Genomic DNA, 18,492 nt, shown 5'->3' on the forward strand with positions numbered 1-18,492 from the left:
AATCTACTTAAGCTGTTACGCATTTAAAATAGTATTGTATGGTGCCACGGGCCGCAGCGTTTTTCTTGCCTAATAAGTGAGCGAGCTGACGAACCCTACAGGCTACTTCCTTCGCCTCGAAAGCGGTTCATTATATCCGGCAAAAAACAAAGTGGAGCTTTCGCTTCACAATTACGAAATCTCCACTTTTATCACTATTCTAGTGGCTGCAAAAACCCAGTTGCATTCACTCGATCTTACTTGTACAAAACAGCCTCTTTCAAAGTCGCGATCTTACCTAGCGCTTCATCGAGATCCTCTTGGGATGCGCCGTGGGCAACTATTGCATCGGTCAAATGCTTCACAATTGCATCAAAGTGTTCAGGCTGTAAATTCAAACCTGCGTGTGCTTTCTCCATTGAACGGCCTGAGTATTGCTTGGTGCCGCCAAGGGCATAGGAGATAAAAGCAGTTTGATGGCGGCGCTGCTTTTCCATGTCTGTATGATCGAAGAAGTGGCTCACTATCTCGTCAGCCAAAACATCGCGGTAAAAATCATCGACTATCTCTTTAATGGCTGGCTCTCCACCCATTTTTTCGTACAATGTTGTTGCCATATCGTTATCGTTTCAGCGAGTTATTTTTTTTCCCTTACTCTTTAATTATAGCTGGCAGCTTGGCTTTTTTCCACTGTGAAATGTTAATTTAATCTGAAATAATTACTGAGTAACTGTTGCGACTGCTGGTATTTCTTAGACCACATTCTCTAATTGTAAACTTTATTAACGTTCTCTCGCCAGTTAGATATTGTCGATCGCCCTCCCAGCAGTTTTACCTAATGCACGGATTGCTGGTTTTAGCAAGATGTTTCCTATACACCAGCAACACGCATCTGTTTTCCAGCTAGCAAACTCAAGAAATCGGTGATAAAACAGAGGCCGGATGCGATCGCGGAAATTGCGATCGCCCCTGCAATTGGACAAGTTAAAATAAATGGGCGATCGGCTTCCCAGCAGCATCATGTATAATTAAACTGCAAATATAATCGAATCACCACAACGATCGCCTGTATACTGATATTCTGCCGTTGCTAGTCGGTTGCGAGACTTCCGGGCGATCGCCCGCAGTTAAGAAAAACCTTTGACTTAAGTACGCGGACACAAATAAACATTATTATCTCATTGCGAGAAACGAAGCAATCCCAAGTCTGAGCGATTGCTACATTTCTATCTGCTGTTTCCTTGAACTTTGATGATTTTTGAGTGCCTTGAAATACTATAGCCAACATCCTAACGCTTTCTCGATCGACTACCTCAACGACTTGCGAGGAGCAATTCTAGCCTCCCCTTATCTAGCAATCAACAACCTCAATCGCGATTTCATTGGCACAAAAGGGTTTTCCGTAGTGTTTCAACGTTCGGAAATCGCCGAAGTAGAACGGCGGTTTCCCTTGTTCAAACCCTATCTAGACCAAGCATTACAGCCTGAATGCAATGCTTTTTACCTCAACCCTTTGTTGCTGGGTGAAGGTTCCCGCGTCGATCCGCATATCGATCGATCTTTGCGATCGTACTGCAAAACAGTTGAACCTCCCGCAGCCGTCAGCGTTTTATACGTGCAAGTACCGCCGAACTTGCAAGGAGGAGAATTGATACTGCGGCGCAACAAACAGCAAGTCGGCCAGATTAAGCCACAAGCCAACTCGCTAATCTATTTTCAAGGAGATTTGACTCACTCTGTCAACGCCGTTAAAAGTACCGGCACTCGTTTGAGTTTGGTTTGCGAACAGTACAGTTTGAGCGAAACTGAACTGCAAGATATTCCAGGATTCACAGTGGAATCTAGGGCCGCAAAAGCAAAAATTAAGTAATGTTTATTCGATCGATCCTGGGAGGGTGATAAATTCAGGACACGCTTAACCAGCCGCTTGCATCAACGGTTCAATCACCGCCAACTTATGTGCTAGGAGATTATCCAGAACAACTACTGCGATCCGAGTGGGTTAAGACCGAGCATTATGGGCGATCGGCTTAAGTAAAATCAAGTATAATGTTAGAGTTACTGAATTGTTATATGGTTAGAGTAACTTATAACATTCCTAATGAAGCAGAGGAACTTAAGTGGCAAAAATAGAAGGATTTAGGGTAATAAATTACCGCTCGCTGCGTGATATTACTATGGGCAAGCTGTGGAATACGCAAAATGCCGAGGAACTAACGCCAATGACAGCCGTTATCGGTAAAAATGGTGTTGGGAAAAGCACGCTTTTTGACACTTTTGGCTTTCTTGCAGACTGCTTAAAAGGGGGAGTCGAAGAAGCCTGTGATGCCCGTGGGCGGGGAGGTTTCGAGAGAATTCGATCGCAAGGACAAAAGGGAAGTGTTGAGTTTCAGATTTACTATAAAGAGGATCGTAACGCTCGACCAATCACCTATGATTTGGCAATAGACCTTGACTCTTCTGAAAGACCGTATGTAAAAAAAGAAAGACTTAGACAACGGAGAAAAAACGAAAAAAAAGGACAACCTTATTCTTTTTTGATTCTGAATGAAGGTAAGGGCTTAGCATGGAAAGGTGAAGAAGGAGGTCAGCTACTTGATGAAGAGCGAGGAGAATTTGATGTAAACAATTTAATAGAAGAAATCCAAATAGGTGAGAGATCAGAAGAAAGTAAAGAAAAGGAAATAGTTGAACTTGACGACAAGCGAAAACTGGGAATTGCTACTTTGGGAGCGCTCAAACAACACCCAAGAATTTCCGCATTTCGTAGATTTATCGAAGGATGGTATCTCAGCTATTTCACACCAGACGCTGCCCGTAGCTTACCTCTGGCTGGGCCACAAAAACATTTGAATATTCATGGAGATAATCTAGGAAATGTGGTTCAATTTATGGAGAGAGAGCATCCTAAGAAATTCCAATCAATTCTGCAAAAAATATCTAGTAAGATTCCAGGCGTGGCAAAGATTAGCACCGCTAAAAGTCCAGACGGTAGACTTCTGCTGCAGTTCAACGATCGAGGTTTTCAAGAACCATTTTATGCTCAACAAATGTCAGACGGAACACTGAAGGTATTTGCCTATCTCCTTCTTTTAGAAGACCCCTCACCACCGCCATTTTTGTGCATAGAAGAACCCGAAAACGGACTTTACCATAAGCTTTTAGAAACTCTAGTCCGAGAATTTCGAGAACACGCTACAGCTCGAAAAAGATCGCAAGTATTTGTTACAACACATCAACCCTATTTTGTAGATGCTCTTAACCCTGAAGAGGTTTGGGTACTTGAAAAGGGCGAGGATGGTTTTTCTACAATCAGACGAGCTAGCCAAGACCCTCTCATTAATAACCTTGTTTCTGAAGGATTGCCCCTTGGCGGACTTTGGTACAGCGATTATCTAGATAAAAGGTGAATAAATGCACTTTGAGATACTTGTCGAGGATATTTCTGGAAAAACGGCTCTTGAAATTCTTATCCCAAAGATTATTAGCACCGAACACACATTTAAGATCAGTTCTTACAAAGGACTTGGGCATAAGGTTCCTAAAGATATAAACTCTACTTCTGATGCAAAAAAACGAATTTTGCTCGACCTACTTCCGAAAATTGTTCAAGGATGGGGTAAAACATTATCTGACTGTCCTGATTACTCTTTTGTCCTCATTGTAATTTGCGATCTAGATAACCGATGCCTCAGTACGTTTCGCAAAGAACTACTAGATATTGTAGATAAGTGTAATCCTCCGCCAAAGACGCAATTTTGCATAGCAATTGAAGAAGGAGAAGCATGGTATCTAGGCGATTTAGCAGCAGTTAAGGCAGCTTATCCGAGAGCAAAAGAAGCAGTCCTAAATTCTTACACCAATGATAGTATCTGTGGTACATGGGAGAAGTTAGCTGAGGCGGTGTTTTCCGGTGGTGTACAAAACTTATCTCAACAAGGTGGGCAAGCAATTGGTTTAGAGAAGACAAACTGGGCTAACAATATTCCTCCCCACATGGACGTAGATAAGAATTTGTCACCAAGCTTCTGTTATTTTCGAGATAAACTTCGAGGCTTAACGAGTCAGTAAAGAAACCGGGTTTTTTTATTGGGAATCGCCTAGCGCCACGAAGAAGTAGACTCGTAAAAAAACCCGGTTTCTCGACACCCGTGCCTAAGTCCTGTCTAAATACCAAAATTGGAATAATAGCCAAACTTTTGATGAGTAATATCATGTCCGGTCGATTCCCTCCGCTTCGCTTCGCCCGAAATCAGGTAGGGGCGGGTTCACCAACAATATCTGCTAATAATTGACAATCTCAAAAACCCGCCCGGCCGGGATATTATGGTCAATCGATCGGACATGATATAACAGCCCATAAAGCTAGTTTAGCGGGACAACCTCAGCTTAACATTCCCAGAAACAGCGAACAACCCCAAAGAAGAAAATAGAACGATGCAAAGCATTTTCGCTCGCCGCAGGATGTCGGAGTCAATGAAGCTGCTGGTTTGGTAATGCCAGAGGCGATCGACTTATATCATGTCCGATCAATTAACTCTAATATCCCGGTCGGGGCGGGTTTTTGAGATGGTCAATTATTGGCCGGTATTGTTGGTGAACCCGCCCCTACAAAAATCGCGGTCGCTCGACCGGACATGATATTACCAATAAAAACCGCCAGATTAATTTAAACTGATTAAAAGTTAGGCTGCAAAAATCCGATGATCCACAAGAATAACCGCAAAAAGTTACCCTTATTAGCAGCATTCTTAGTCACGCCATTTATTTCTTGGTTCCTGAGTACGATCGCCCTATTTCTCAGTCTCTGGATCATCGTACCAGCACCCACGATGTTCCTGTACCCTTTGGCGGTGGGAGCACCAGAAATCAGTCCTTGGTTGGTTGGTATCAATACGATCGCCCTTCTGCTGAACCTGCTCAGACGGCATCAAGGCAAAGTCTACATTATTTTACTCATTTGTAACCTGTTCGCCCTCATCCTGGGCCTGCTTCCCCTGATGCAGTTCCCAGCAGCCAATACAGCGATAGCTACCCAAATGCAAGCAGTTTTAGGGGAAAACTATTTAGCAGCCCTTCCTCAAGCCCATCGCGCGCAGCTACGCCCTCAACCGTTTATCCTCGCAGATGCCTTCCGAGGAATTCCCATCAGAGAGGTTAGGATCGATCGGGCTATTGGATTTGCCAAACCTGACGGAGTTTCACTACAATTAAACCTTTACCGGCCGATGCAAATTGGCAAATATCCGGCGATTATCACACTCTACGGGGGAGCTTGGCAAAGAGGCAATCCCGATTCCAATGAGGAATTCAGCCGTTATATGGCCGCCCAAGGCTATTGTGTGGTTGCAATTGCTTACCGCCACGCTCCCAAGTATCGATTTCCTGCTCAGCTTGAGGACGTACAAGCCGCTCTTTCCTATATCAAAACTCATGCTGCTGATTGGGACATCGATCTCGATCGCATTGCTCTGATGGGAAGGTCTGCAGGTGCCCATTTAGCAATGCTAACTGCTTATAATTCTAGTGTGCTTCCAGTTCGAGCCGTGGTCAACTATTACGGGCCAAATGACCTGATCCGGGGATACAATGACCCACCTTTTCCTGATGCCATAAATGTTCGAGCCGTCTTGCGTGCCTTTCTGGGAGGAACGCCAGACGAACTCAACGAGCTTTACCGTCGGGCTTCTCCCATCAATTATATTAAACCGAATCTTCCCCCTTCTCTACTGGTTTATGCAGGTCGCGACCATATCGTTCAGCCCAAGTTTGGTCGATCGCTCTACCAACGATTGCGAGCCACGGGCGATTCCCTACGGGATAGCTTCGCTTCACCGGCTATTTTGCTCGAAATTCCTTGGGCTGAACACGCTTTTGATGCAGTTTTTAATGGCCCGAGCAATCAATTAGCTTTGTACTACACAGAACGCTTTTTGGCTCATACTCTGAAGTCTTCTGATTACCAACCAGTTAAATAAAAACTATCAACTTACTCATTTATGCTCAATAAACTGCGGCTATAACAGTTTAATAAGTTCCCAAATCTCGTAAAGATTTCTACGGCAAATTGTCGCACCAACTTTTAGAAGAGTTGCCAGACTTTATTTATCATATAGCAGTTCTTAAGAAAGTGAGGTATGCCCTATGCCCTATGCCCTATGCCCTATGCCCTATGCCCTATGTCCTATGCCCTATGCCCTATGCCCTATGCCCTATGCGAGTACGATCGCCCTTAGTTTGAGCGCCCCGCGTCCTGTTACACTGAAACCCTGCGGTTGTGTGCGCTTGGTGCGATCGACCTTTCTGAAAAAAACCTAAAATTCTGTAGCCTACAATACATTTATTTGGTTAATGATTGTTTAAACTCTCCAAGTGTAGATTGTGTACTCTCCATAATTCTCCAAAACTCCTAAACGAGTGCGTTGTTTGCTGGACTGCGATTTATCGATCGTCGAACCGTTAAAAACCATAAGTAGTTTTGACCTGAATTCATCGGAATTGATTCGCACAAAATTTTTGAGCTGACCAGGGTAAAGATTAATTACTAAATTTGTGCAGTGCAGACATCTATAATGTTGACTCAAGTTTGTACAGGCTCTTGCCATCTATCTTCTTGCTAATAACCGAAATCCAACCGCATCTCACACTGGATTCTCACGCCCGGTGGACGGCGAAGTGATTGCGCCTCGCTCATCCAATCTTGTAGAGCCTGCCAAAAAAGGCATTCTCGCAAAAGTTAGCTTTGACAAAAAATGTTGGGTAAATCTCATATGTTGCACCATTCTCAATTAGCCTTTTATGAACAGGCTGGACGGCCTGTGAAGCGAGAAAATTGATCTCTTGTGGAACGGGCATCTTGCCCGTTATTGAGAATGGTGCAAAATCTTAGGTAAATCCAACAACATATTCGTCAATCGTTAGACTTTTGCTAACATCTATTTTTTCTCAACTACTCGTCCCGCAATACCAATAAAAATAACCATGAGTGGAAACGAATCGCGCGTTCAAGCAATTTCTCAAATCGTCAACCGCAAACTGATGCCTAGTCGGCCTCCCAAGCGGCTAGAAGATATGTGGGCAACAGACGTTTTTACTCTGAGCAAGATGCAAGAAAGTCTGCCCAAAAGCATTTTCAAATCAGTAAAAAACACCGTTCAAACCGGCCAAAAACTCGATGCTTCCGTAGCTGATGTAGTTGCAGTAGCAATGAAAGATTGGGCTATTTCCAAAGGCGCCCTCTACTACGCCCACGTATTCTACCCGCTAACCAACGGCACCGCCGAAAAACACGACGGTTTCATCTCAGTGCAAGGCGACGGTTCCGTCATCTCAGAATTTGCAGGGAAAGTTCTCGTACAAGGCGAACCCGATGGTTCCTCATTCCCCAACGGCGGCATTCGCTCGACTGCGGCCGCTCGCGGATATACAGCCTGGGATGTCACCAGCCCTGCTTATGTCATGGAAACAGACAACGGCATGACATTGTGCATTCCTACTGTTTTCATCTCCTGGACAGGTGAAGCCTTAGACAAGAAAACGCCGCTTTTGCGTTCCATTGCCGCCATGAACAAAGCAGCAACTCGAGTGTTAAAGCTATTAGGCAATACCGAAGTTGCTCCGGTAAATTCCAGTTGCGGTTCCGAACAAGAATACTTCCTGGTAGATGCCAATTTCACCAACAACCGCCCCGATTTACTGCTAGCAGGTCGCACCCTGTTTGGCAAACCTCCTGCCAAAGGTCAGCAATTTGACGACCACTATTTTGGAGCGATTCCAGAGCGCGTTCAAGTCTTCATGCAGGAAGTAGAAGAAAGAATGTACCGGCTGGGAATTCCTGCCAAAACCCGCCACAACGAAGTAGCTCCCGGTCAGTTTGAAATTGCACCAGTTTTTGAAGCTGCAAACGTCGCCAGCGACCACCAACAATTAACCATGACAATTCTCCGCAACACTGCGAAGAAACACGGTTTTATGTGTTTGCTGCACGAGAAGCCTTTCGCCGGCATTAACGGTTCCGGCAAACACGTCAACTGGTCGGTAGGGAATGCCACCCAAGGCAACTTATTAGACCCAGGCGATACACCGCACTCGAACATACAATTTTTAGTGTTCTGCGGCGCTGTGATTCGCGGAGTTCACAAATACGGGCCGCTATTGCGCGCGGTAGTTGCTACTGCCAGCAACGACCACCGATTGGGTGCAAATGAGGCTCCACCAGCAATTATCTCTGTCTATTTGGGTTCGCAATTAGAAGATATCTTCGGGCAAATTAGCCGGGGAGAAGTTAAGGACTCTAAAGGTCGGGGAATTATGAACTTAGGTGTAGAAACATTGCCTACTTTCATGAAGGATGCTGGAGACAGAAACCGGACTTCGCCCTTTGCTTTTACTGGAAACCGGTTTGAATTCCGGGCCGTAGGTTCCGGTCAGTCTGTTTCCGGGCCGCTGGTGGCGATGAATACAATTCTTGCAGATTCTTTGGACTGGATTGCTAACAAATTAGAAAGCGATTTGGCTAAGGGAACTGAACTGAATGCTGCCATCCAAACCATTCTCAAAGAAGTGATGGACGAGCACGGTGCGGTTGTATTTGGTGGCGACGGCTATTCCGAAGAATGGCACAAAATGGCCGTTGAGGAACGGGGTTTAGCTAACTTGCGGACTACGGCAGATGCTTTACCCGTGTTGAAGGAAGGATACATTGAAGACTTGTTTGAAAAGACAGGTGTTCTGACTCCCGTTGAATTGGAAAGCCGTTACGATGTTTATGCTGAGCAGTATTTGCTGGCAATTGAAGTCGAAGCAAAACTGGTAATCAGCATGGCAAAAACCATTGTTTACCCCGCAGCTTTGAGGTATTTAGCTGAACTTTCCGGCACGATTTCTAAATTGAAAGAGATTGGAATTGAAATGGAAAAGGAAAGTGCCGAAAAAGTAGCGGTGCTAGTTAAGTCCATGATGGATACTACGAGCAAATTGAGCGCGGCTTTGAGCAAGCACGATTTTGCTTCGACAGAAGACCATATGCAATATGCTTCGCAAACAATTCGTCCTTTGATGGATGAGGTTCGCCAGTATGCGGATGCCCTGGAAGGTGAAGTGGCTGATGATTTGTGGCCTCTGCCTACTTATCAAGAAATGCTGTTTGTTAAGTAAGAGCAAACAAATTCGGTTAATTGCAGGTTAGAGTTGTAAGGACACGGCAGTGCCGTGTCCTTACTTGTTTTTGAGCTTAAATGAGTGTTAAACTGTTGCAGCATTTAAATTGTATGTCAAAAAAAAATAAAGTCTTGTGGGGAGTAGGGGCCCTAGCGTCCTGCCCGCCCTGAATATACAATTTAAAGGCGGGACAGCTTACGCTGAATCTGTCAGAGTCATTAAATCCCAGCTACAGTAAGAGTTTTGAAGATGGTTGAGATAGCCTTCAACAAATTTATCGGCGTAGAAAAAGTAACCTTGCTGCGAAAAGCTATTATGCTGATTCAATCTCTCTTGAAACACATGACTCTGGCGGCTCTAGCTCTGGTTTTTGCGATCAGTTGCAGTCGATCGACTCCGAACCTAGACTCTGCCCCTGAAGCCAGCACCTCTAGCAGCTTTAGAGTGGCCATGCTCACCACAGGCGCCAAAGACAACCAAAGTTGGGATCAAGCTTGCTTTGAAGGATTGAATCTAATCAAAAATAAATTTAATGCTGAGGTAGACATTACTGACAGTATTGACGGTGAAAATAGTGAACCTATCATTCGCAAATATGCCCAGTCCGGCTATGACCTGATAATTGCCGCCAGTGGTGCCTATTCCACAACTGCCGAAAAGCTCGCTAAAGAATTTCCACGCACGAAATTTGCCCTGATTACAACGCATCCAGGGAATAACAGAAATTTAGGGGCTGTTGCTTTTCGATCGGGTGAGGTGGGATACCTCACAGGCGCTTTGGCTGCGATGAAGACCAAAAGCAATAAAGTTGGCTATATTGTGGGTGAACCTTATCCCGTTTACCAAGAAGAAGAAGCATTGTTTAGGCGGGGAGTGAAAGCCACGAATCCCTCTGTTCAAGCCTCGACTGCTTTTCTCGATTCTTGGGTTGATACGGAAAAAGCCACCAAAATTGCCACGGATATGGTTGCCTCTGGAGTAGATGTTTTGACTTTCAACGCGGGTGAGGCAGGGTTAGCCGCCCTAATAGCCGTTTCGCAAAAGCCAGGAGTCTTTGTGATTGGTAGGACAAAGGATCAGTATGAAGTGGCTCCCGGCAAAGTCCTCACTAGCGTTCTGCAGGACATTCCCAATCTGGTGCTAAATGTGGCAGTGTTAACCCAGCAAGGTCGCTGGGAAGGAAAACTTTACAAGTTTGGGCTCAAGGAAAAGATCTACGACTTTGCCCCTTTCCGTGGTAGTCTCACGTCTCAGGAAGAGGACACTTTCAAGACCATCCGAGAAGCTGTGACGACTGGCCAAATTGATGTGTCTCCTTAGTGCGCGCATTAATTGATTTACCAATATTGATCCTTAAGTCCGATGCAAAATCAACGCAACGATCGCGCTCTGCCGATTGCCAAAAGCTCCCCTTCACATCTCTGGCAACGCTTCTTTTCTATTGCACATCAGCTCCGCTATGGTTTGATATTTTTGGTTCTCCTGAGCTTACTGCCCACAGGTGGCTTGCTGATCTACCTCAGCTTTCAGGCCCAGATCCAGCAATCGCGATCGCTCCAACAAGCGCGTAGCCAGACAGCAGGAGGGCAGATTGATAATTATCTAGATGACTTGAAACGAAAACTGAGCTATTTAGCTAGGGTCAAAGGACTCACCAACTTTCAATCTCAAGTGCAGCAGAGCCTGTTGGAAGGGTTGATTCGTCATAATGATGCTTATGAAGCCGTTGCCATTTTGAATAGGAAGGGACAATTTGTTGCGTCAGTTTCACCCTATAAACCGCTTCAATTAGAAAATCCAGCCAATTCGCCACTGTTTATTCGTGCCTTCAAACAGCAGGAAGATTATGTCAGTCCTGTAGAAATTAATCCTCAAACCAACCAACTAACAACAATTATGGCGGTTCCGATTCGGAATGATCGAGATGAGGTGGATGGGGTGCTATTAGCAGAGATAAATCTCAACTTTCTCTGGTTTATTGTTTCCCAAACGGAGGTTGGCAAGACGGGTTATGTCTATGTAGTTGATGAGCGTAATTTTCTCATTGCTCAAAAGGGTAGTAAGCCAGAAACGTTTCAGCTTCAAGATATTTCTAAGCGTCCCTTTTTTCAATTTTTGAAAGCATCGGAAGATACTAAGCACCTTAATGTTTATCTGGGTCTAAAGCAGGTAGAAGTATTGGGAGCCAGTACCTTAGTTCGGAGCGTGAATTGGACGGTGGTTGTAGAACTGCCAACGGCTGAGGCCTATGCTCCCGTTTACCAAATGCTCTCAATTATGGGAGGCTCATTGACGCTGGTGACGATCGTCGCTGTTGGCATTGGGTATCTATTTATTCGGCAAATTGTGGTGCCGCTACAGCGCTTAACCACGGCAGCTACTGAACTCAGTGCGGGGGAATTAGAGACGCGGGTCAACATCGACAGCCAAAACGAATTGGGGACATTGGCGATCGCCTTTAACAATATGGCAACTCAGTTAGAGGAACTGATTACAGCAGTTGAAGTGGAACGCAATTTTGTTTCAGCCATTCTTGAAATTGCAGGTGCCCTGGTAGTTGTGCTCGACCCGCAGGGACAAATCGTTCGCTTTAACCGAGCTTGCGAACAAATGACTCATTACTCGTTTAGTGAAGTGAAGGGGCGCTACTTTTGGGACTTGTTCCCGAACTCAGACTTAGCTAGACAAGCCAAAACTACTTTTGAGTCTTTAAAAGCTGGTAATTTTCCGCTGCAGTATGAAGGCAGTTGGGTGAGTAAAGATCAACAACTTAGACTTATTGCCTGGTCAGATACTGCTTTAGTCGATGATCGAGGTGAAATTGAGTACATCATCAAAACAGGGATTGACATTACTCAACGGAAACAGGCAGAAGAAGAACTCAAAGCGTCGGAGCAGCGGCTATCTTTTTTATTCTGCCAAACTTCACTGGCAGTTGTGGAATGGGATTTAAACTTAAAAATCACTGCCTGGAATCCAGCGGCCGAGAAGATTTTTGGTTACACGGCGAAAGAGGCGATCGGACACCATCCCCCAGAATTAATTGTGCCTGCGCCGACCAGAAAGACTGTCGATCGAGTTATGAACGAGCTGTTGATTGAGACCGGAGGACGCTACAGCGTCAACGAAAATCTTACGAAAGACGGCAAAACCATTATTTGCGAATGGTTCAATACGCCTTTAGTAGGGGATGGTGGAGAGATTCTTGGAGTTGCATCCTTGGCACTGGATGTTACTGAGCGCAAGCAAGCCGAAGCTGCGTTAAGGCAAGCAAAAGAGGAAGCTGAGGTTGCACTCAAAACCTTACAGCAAACTCAGGCACAGCTTATTCAGGCAGAGAAAATGTCTGGTTTGGGGCAACTTGTTGCTGGTGTTGCTCACGAAATTAATAATCCAGTCAACTTTATCTATGGCAACCTGAGCCATACTGCGGACTATACGCAAAATTTACTAAAGTTGATTCAGCTTTACCAGCAAACCTATCCAACTAATACCGAAATTCAGGAAAAAATTGAAGAGTTCGAGCTGGACTTCATTAGTGAAGATTTACCCAAAATCCTGACTTCAATGAAGGTAGGAGCCGATCGCATTCGTGAAATTGTCCTGTCGCTACGAAACTTCTCGCGGCTGGATGAGGCAGAAATGAAGCCAGTTGATATCCACGAGGGAATTGACAGCACATTGATGATTTTGCAAAATCGACTGAAGGCGAAACCGGATCATCCTGCTATTGAAATTGTTAAAGATTACGGCGACTTACCTCTGGTAGAGTGCTATGCCGGACAGTTGAACCAGGTCTTTATGAATCTTCTGGCAAATGCGATCGATGCTTTAGAAAACTACGACAATCAGCGTTCTCGAAAAGACATCCAAACAAATCCCAGTCGCATCACTATTCGGACGAAGCTAGTCACAAAGGAAACTGGGCCCAATTGTTCTAAAAACGTGGTGATTCAAGTTCAAGACAATGGGCCAGGGATGACGGAAACTGTTAGACAACAGGTGTTCAATCCCTTTTTTACCACCCAACCAATTGGTAAAGGAACTGGATTAGGACTATCCATCAGCTATCAAATTGTAGTTGATAAGCATGGTGGCTTACTCCAGTGTTTCTCTCAACCCCATCAAGGAGCAGAGTTCCGCATTGAAATTCCTGTGTTACAAAGCGGTGCTGTAGCATTCGTGGGTAAATAACTGCGATCGCATTCTCTGAAGTGGTTGTCACCCCGTTTGAACCAGGAGGCGAATGAGTAGCAAGGGAGACGATCGCCGCCAAGTGATTCAATACCAGCAGATCGCCCCCAACCACCTCAAAACCGACTTAATATCACCCGGTAATCAAACGATTTTCTCGCTAGAAAGTTCGCCACTAGCAGGAGGCTCTACTGTATCGCCAAAGGCAACCCGCAGAAAAGGCGGCGCTAAAAATGTCGTCAGAATCACCATGATAATAATCGAGACTTCTAACGGTTTATCCAAAATCCCACTCGCGGAACCGATGCCAGCAAAAACTAACCCGACTTCGCCCCGAGGAATCATCCCCACTCCGATCGCCAATCGATTGATTCCCGGCAGACCAAACACCACCCAACCAGTAATCAGCTTGCCCAAAATCGCAACCACAATCAAAAATACGGCAATCAAAAGGCCAGCCCGATTATCCGGCACTGTTGGGTTCAAAACCCCCAAATCCGCGCGAGCTCCCACGGTTACAAAAAAGATGGGAACCAGCAAATCCGCGATCGGCTTCACCAGTTCATCCAACTCGTTGCGGGCATCGCTTTCATCCAACACCAAACCAGCCGCAAACGCACCCAAAATCGCTTCGAGATGAATTGCGTTGCCCAGAAAAGCCATGAAGAAAGCAAAGACAAATGCCGGGATGACTATATTGCCGCGAGTTTTGAGTTTCTCCACCACCGCAGTGAAGCTTTTGTTGAAGATGCCGCCCAACAGAATAGAACCCAACAGAAACGCAGTTGCACTGACAATCAAATAGATGACATTAACAACATCAATTTCACCGGTTTTCGCTAAACTGGCGACAACAGCCAGGACAATAATTCCTAGCACATCATCAATCACCGCTGCACCAACAATGATTTGACCTTCTTTAGATTTGAGTTGTCCTAATTCCGACAAAACTTTGGAGGTAATTCCGATGCTGGTTGCCGTCAAAGCAGCCCCCGCAAAAATCGCCGGAATCGCCGCCGTGTGGAAAATTATCATCAAGCCCGCAGTACCAGCGGCAAAGGGAACTGCCACGCCGGCACAGGCGACAACGACGGCTTGAACCCCCACTTCTTTGAGTTGTCTGATATCCGACTCTAAGCCAATTTCAAACAGCAGAATAATCACGCCTATTTCAGCCAGCACTGAAATGACTTCACTCTGCGATTCAAACACACTGGTGAGGGCGGCAGGAGACAGATGATTAATCGATTGCACAACTGTCATAATCCCTGAGTCTGAGGCTGACAGCCCTGCTTCGGGAAAAATGACCAGGTGTAAAGCAGATACGCCAACAATTACCCCTGCTACAAGTTCACCCAAAACCGGTGGCAAATCGAACTTTTTAGCCGCTTCCGCGCCTAATTTACTGGCGAGATAAATCACTACCAAACTGAGCAAAACTCCGCTCAGAACGATCGGCGAATTTTCGGCTTCGACTGTTGCTAACAAAGGTATGGGAGCAACTAGGGATGCCATACCAGAACTTAAAGCTGTAATTGTATGGTTCAAAAACATGGTTACGATGATGGTAAGAAATACGATTCTACGCTGACTGTTGACTGTGAGTCGGAAAATTGATAACTGTTACATATTGGGTAGCCAGTTAACTCGACATGATTATCAAGCAAAGCTTGAAGAACCCAAATCTGGGGGTACATCCTGCCACCGCCCTTGTCCGACTGCTTGAATTGCTTCTTTTAGCAAGATATCGCCGGTATAAATTGCCCTACCGACGATCGCACTTTTGACACCAATTGGTTCCAAAGCCAGCAAACTCAATAAATCGGCGATCGAACTAACGCCACCGGAAGCAATCACCGGAATCGAAATAGCGTTAGCAATTTCGCGTAAAGAGTCCAAATTCGGCCCTTCCATAGTACCGTCACGGTGAATGTCGGTGTAAATAATTTCAGCCGCCCCTAACTCGGCCATTTTTTGCGCCAATTCTGTCGCTAAAACTTCCGAAGTTTCTAGCCAGCCTCTAGTAGCAACTTTACCATTTCTGGCGTCGATGCCAACCAGAATTCGATCGGGAAATTCGGCGGACAATTCGCCGACTAATTGGGGTTGTTCGACGGCGACAGTGCCGAGAATGACGCGGCGGACGCCTAAATTGAGGATACCAGCAACCGAGGCGCGATCGCGCATTCCGCCACCTACTTGACAAGGAACGTCTACTGATCGGACGATCGCTTCAATGGCTGCTTGGTTGACTGGATGACCGGCTTTAGCGCCGTCGAGGTCTACTAAATGCAGCATTGTCGCGCCTTCACTTACCCACTGTCTCGCGACTTCGACGGGGTTGTCGTTAAAAGTTTGAGACTTCGCGTAGTCTCCCTGATACAATCTGACGCATTTTCCATCCAATAAGTCGATCGCTGGAATTACATTCATGATTTTTGCTCAAATTGCTAATTATACCAGTTAAAAAACACAATGCAACTTTAACATCCCACCCATACATAATCATTCATTATAAACTTTATAAGCTAAAGTAAAACATTATTACCATTCGTTAATACCATTTATCTTTGACATTCGCAGCCGCTATTTAAATGAAACATAATCGCCGAAGAAAGCGTTGACCATAAAGGAGTATTGACATCGGCTTTTTCCAAAGCTTCTGCCGTCCAGTCATTGCAAGTTTTACAAATAGAGTAACTGCCTTTTGCTTCATAAAAACTATCGCTGTTGTCGTAGCCGTAGCTAATTTTAATTTTATTACCGGCTGCGTCTAATTGGAATGAATTTTTAATAACTTTTACCAGTTTAAGATAACTTTTGCCGCTAATTTTCACACATTTGGTTTCTATACTTTGGGGGAAAACCCGATAAGTTTGAACGTGTAGGGTAGACGGAGTAGGGAGAAATAGAGCTTTGAAAGCTGTAACTGGGTTGATACTTGCTGATGTGGGAGTTTCCAACATAAAAGCTCGATCTCCCCAGCCAAAAGACAAATATTTATAATCAGAATTCGCCTCCCGCCCTATTTCTATTAGCGGTAAAAATTGATTCCAGTCAAAATATTTATTTTTAACTGGAACAATGATTTCGGTGTGAATGCCTTGGCTGGAAACGTATAGAGACATGGTGCAATCTGCTTGCGAGTAATTTCCCCACTTTGTGGGAGTGAGATAGCCAATTGTTAGGAAAGCGCTTAAAGATAAGATGACAATTCCTAAGCGCTGTATGCTTTTTCTCATTTTAACCGTGGGTTTCAAATTCTGGCTTCTGAGGGCGGGCGCTGCATCTTTGTGGGAAAGAATTCTTGCAAGGCAGAATTGCGCTGTTCCGGGGTTTCCTTCGCCCAATTCGACAAACTTTCGTAGAAAAAGAACGACACGCCAGCGAAATCTCTTTTTCGCACTTCTTGCACTTGTTCTTGAATTTGTTTGAGGGGAACAGAATTATTTTTAAGACCTGTTAAAATGCCGATCGCAGTTGGAATATTAAGTTTAGCCAGTTTAACTTCTTCCCGTTCCAGTTCGGCACTAAAACGCTTGATATCGCTGCGATAAACCTGCAACACAATTTCGTCGATGTAGCCGCGTCTTTCCCAGGTAAACCAGTCCTGCAAGTGGGCGGGTAAAGAAAAGTGAAAAGGGTTGGGAGATAAGCTGACAATACATTTTTCTTTGCGGGATTTGATGTCGCGGGAAACTCGTCCCACGAAGTCGTTGATTTTGTCAGCGCGCCAGCGCACCCAGAAGGTTTCGCGGGGGTCGTTGGAGGGAGGACTTTTGATTTGTTGCTGATACATTGACACGGTTAACGGCTCGTAGCCAAATTCTACGGGCAAGCCGAAATGGTCGTCAAATTGAATGCCATCTATATCATAATTATCGACAATTTCTAGAATTAAATCTGAGATGAATTGCTGGACTTCGGGATGAAAGGGATTCAGCCAAACTCGATCGTGTTTGCCTTCTTTCCAAATAGTTGAACCGTCGCGCCGCTGCGCCAGCCAGTCGGGGTGAAGTGTGGCTAATTCCGATTCGGCGGGAGCCATGAAACCAAACTCAAACCAGGGGATTACTGCTATACCTTTTTGGCGGGATTGTGCTATAATTTCTTTGAGGATGTCTCGGTCTTTCAATCCGGGCGAGGGGTCGATCGACTGTCCGAATACTCGTTGGGCTGCATCGCTGGGATAAAGCGTATAGCCTCCTTGCCACACCGTGGGATAGATGGTATTAAAATTGAGTTGATCCAGTCGATTTACAGCGTCAATGATGTTGTTGCGGGAGAAAATAACGTCGCTGTCAATGTTCGTCAGCCAGACGCCGCGCAATTCGGTTGTTGGGGCTTTGGGCGGGGTTTGAGCCAAAAGACGCGGAGATAAAATCGCGGAGGAGGTAAGGGCGATCGTAAAAACAACTATTAAAGCCAGTATCCGCTGCCATTTGTGCAGTTTAATCATCAATTTGTCGCAAATATGATTATTGTGAGAGTTCTATTTTACCTCACTCAAGAGCACCATTCTCAGCAACAGGCTTTCCGGCCTGTTCCACAAGAGTGAATTTTTTTCTTGTGGGCCGTTGCTCCTCGCCGGCCCTTAAAAAGCTTATTCAAAATGATGCAATATCTCAGTTTTACCTCACATCTTGCACCATTCTCAATAATCCTTTTATGAACAGGTAAGATGCCTGTTCCACAAGAAAATTTATCTTTTGTGGAACAGGCCGGAAAGCCTGTTGCTGACAATGGTGCAACATCTCAGTTTTACCCTACTAAGAATAACCTTGCAGTTTCATCACTTGCCGATAGTGCGCTTCAATCTCGCTCACCGTTTGCGATTGACGCTTACTCGTCCACTCGCTGCGATCGAATAATTCCCGCCTCAAAGCATCAACATCGATCGTTTTCACCTTACCTTCGGCGACAATTTGCTTGCCGTTTACCCAAACGCTGTCTACCGCATTAGTCGGGCGCCCCAAAATTAGCAAGCCAATCGGGTCGGTGCGCGGCAGCAATGATAAACTGGTTAAATCATACAGCACAAAATCTGCTTTTTTACCCACTGTCAGCGAACCCATTTCATCGGCAGGGTAAACGCATCTAAATTAAGTTGACAGAAAATCATATTTGTGCATGATTTGTTTTTTATAAAACAATTCTTAA

General features: G+C 45.2%; 15 protein-coding genes. 8 read left to right on the forward strand and 7 right to left on the reverse strand.

What is annotated here, in order from left to right; all coding sequences use genetic code 11:
- Positions 1 to 236 precede the first annotated feature (236 nt).
- Both QT984_RS23285 and QT984_RS23290 read right to left on the reverse strand, forming a co-directional pair.
- The gene (locus tag QT984_RS23285) at positions 237 to 596 is read right to left on the reverse strand and encodes a group 1 truncated hemoglobin (protein ID WP_333055558.1); all 360 of its coding nucleotides are present in this window, start codon (positions 594 to 596) and stop codon (positions 237 to 239) included.
- 183 nt (positions 597 to 779) lie between these two features.
- Positions 780 to 1,001, reverse strand: a complete 222-nt coding sequence (locus QT984_RS23290) for a hypothetical protein (protein ID WP_333055557.1) — start codon at positions 999 to 1,001, stop codon at positions 780 to 782.
- Positions 1,002 to 1,246: 245 nt separating this feature from the next.
- Here QT984_RS23290 and QT984_RS23295 point away from each other — a divergent pair, with 245 nt between their 5' ends.
- The 8 genes from QT984_RS23295 (at position 1,247) to QT984_RS23330 (ending at position 13,332) form a co-directional block, all read left to right on the forward strand.
- The gene (locus tag QT984_RS23295; protein WP_333311174.1) at positions 1,247 to 1,849 is read left to right on the forward strand and encodes a 2OG-Fe(II) oxygenase; all 603 of its coding nucleotides are present in this window, start codon (positions 1,247 to 1,249) and stop codon (positions 1,847 to 1,849) included.
- A gap of 250 nt (positions 1,850 to 2,099) precedes the next feature.
- Positions 2,100 to 3,389 carry an AAA family ATPase gene (locus tag QT984_RS23300; protein WP_333375057.1) on the forward strand — a complete coding sequence of 430 codons (1,290 nt, stop codon included), beginning with the start codon at positions 2,100 to 2,102 and terminating at the stop codon, positions 3,387 to 3,389.
- Between the two features lie 4 nt (positions 3,390 to 3,393).
- On the forward strand, positions 3,394 to 4,050 hold the full coding sequence (locus tag QT984_RS23305; protein WP_333055554.1) for a DUF4276 family protein: 657 nt from the start codon (positions 3,394 to 3,396) through the stop codon (positions 4,048 to 4,050).
- A 632-nt stretch (positions 4,051 to 4,682) separates the two neighbouring features.
- Complete coding sequence (locus QT984_RS23310; RefSeq protein WP_333055553.1) at positions 4,683 to 5,957, forward strand: alpha/beta hydrolase; 1,275 nt, start codon at positions 4,683 to 4,685, stop codon at positions 5,955 to 5,957.
- Between the two features lie 208 nt (positions 5,958 to 6,165).
- Positions 6,166 to 6,297, forward strand: a complete 132-nt coding sequence (locus QT984_RS23315; protein ID WP_333375059.1) for a hypothetical protein — start codon at positions 6,166 to 6,168, stop codon at positions 6,295 to 6,297.
- 663 nt (positions 6,298 to 6,960) lie between these two features.
- Complete coding sequence (locus QT984_RS23320; RefSeq protein WP_333055552.1) at positions 6,961 to 9,135, forward strand: glutamine synthetase III; 2,175 nt, start codon at positions 6,961 to 6,963, stop codon at positions 9,133 to 9,135.
- 252 nt (positions 9,136 to 9,387) lie between these two features.
- Positions 9,388 to 10,458, forward strand: a complete 1,071-nt coding sequence (locus QT984_RS23325) for a BMP family protein (RefSeq protein WP_333055551.1) — start codon at positions 9,388 to 9,390, stop codon at positions 10,456 to 10,458.
- A gap of 42 nt (positions 10,459 to 10,500) precedes the next feature.
- Complete coding sequence (locus QT984_RS23330; protein ID WP_333055550.1) at positions 10,501 to 13,332, forward strand: PAS domain S-box protein; 2,832 nt, start codon at positions 10,501 to 10,503, stop codon at positions 13,330 to 13,332.
- 144 nt (positions 13,333 to 13,476) lie between these two features.
- Here the strand turns inward: QT984_RS23330 and QT984_RS23335 are convergent, their stop codons facing one another.
- The 5 genes from QT984_RS23335 to QT984_RS23355 form a co-directional block, all read right to left on the reverse strand.
- Positions 13,477 to 14,886 (reverse strand): cation:proton antiporter, encoded by a 1,410-nt coding sequence (locus tag QT984_RS23335; protein ID WP_333208054.1) that lies wholly within the window; start codon positions 14,884 to 14,886, stop codon positions 13,477 to 13,479.
- A gap of 105 nt (positions 14,887 to 14,991) precedes the next feature.
- Positions 14,992 to 15,765 carry a 1-(5-phosphoribosyl)-5-[(5-phosphoribosylamino)methylideneamino]imidazole-4-carboxamide isomerase gene (hisA, locus tag QT984_RS23340; RefSeq protein WP_333055548.1) on the reverse strand — a complete coding sequence of 258 codons (774 nt, stop codon included), beginning with the start codon at positions 15,763 to 15,765 and terminating at the stop codon, positions 14,992 to 14,994.
- A gap of 131 nt (positions 15,766 to 15,896) precedes the next feature.
- On the reverse strand, positions 15,897 to 16,574 hold the full coding sequence (locus tag QT984_RS23345; protein ID WP_333055547.1) for a TIGR02117 family protein: 678 nt from the start codon (positions 16,572 to 16,574) through the stop codon (positions 15,897 to 15,899).
- 14 nt (positions 16,575 to 16,588) lie between these two features.
- Positions 16,589 to 17,791: a glycoside hydrolase family 10 protein gene (locus QT984_RS23350; RefSeq protein WP_333055546.1), complete on the reverse strand. Its 1,203-nt coding sequence runs from the start codon at positions 17,789 to 17,791 to the stop codon at positions 16,589 to 16,591.
- A gap of 310 nt (positions 17,792 to 18,101) precedes the next feature.
- Entirely contained in the window at positions 18,102 to 18,407 is a 306-nt protein-coding gene (locus QT984_RS23355) for a hypothetical protein (protein ID WP_333375062.1), read from the reverse strand.
- Positions 18,408 to 18,492: the final 85 nt, after the last annotated feature.

The sequence above is a fragment of the Microcoleus sp. Z1_B2 genome (assembly GCF_036700325.1).
Taxonomy (GTDB): Bacteria; Cyanobacteriota; Cyanobacteriia; order Cyanobacteriales; family Microcoleaceae; genus Microcoleus.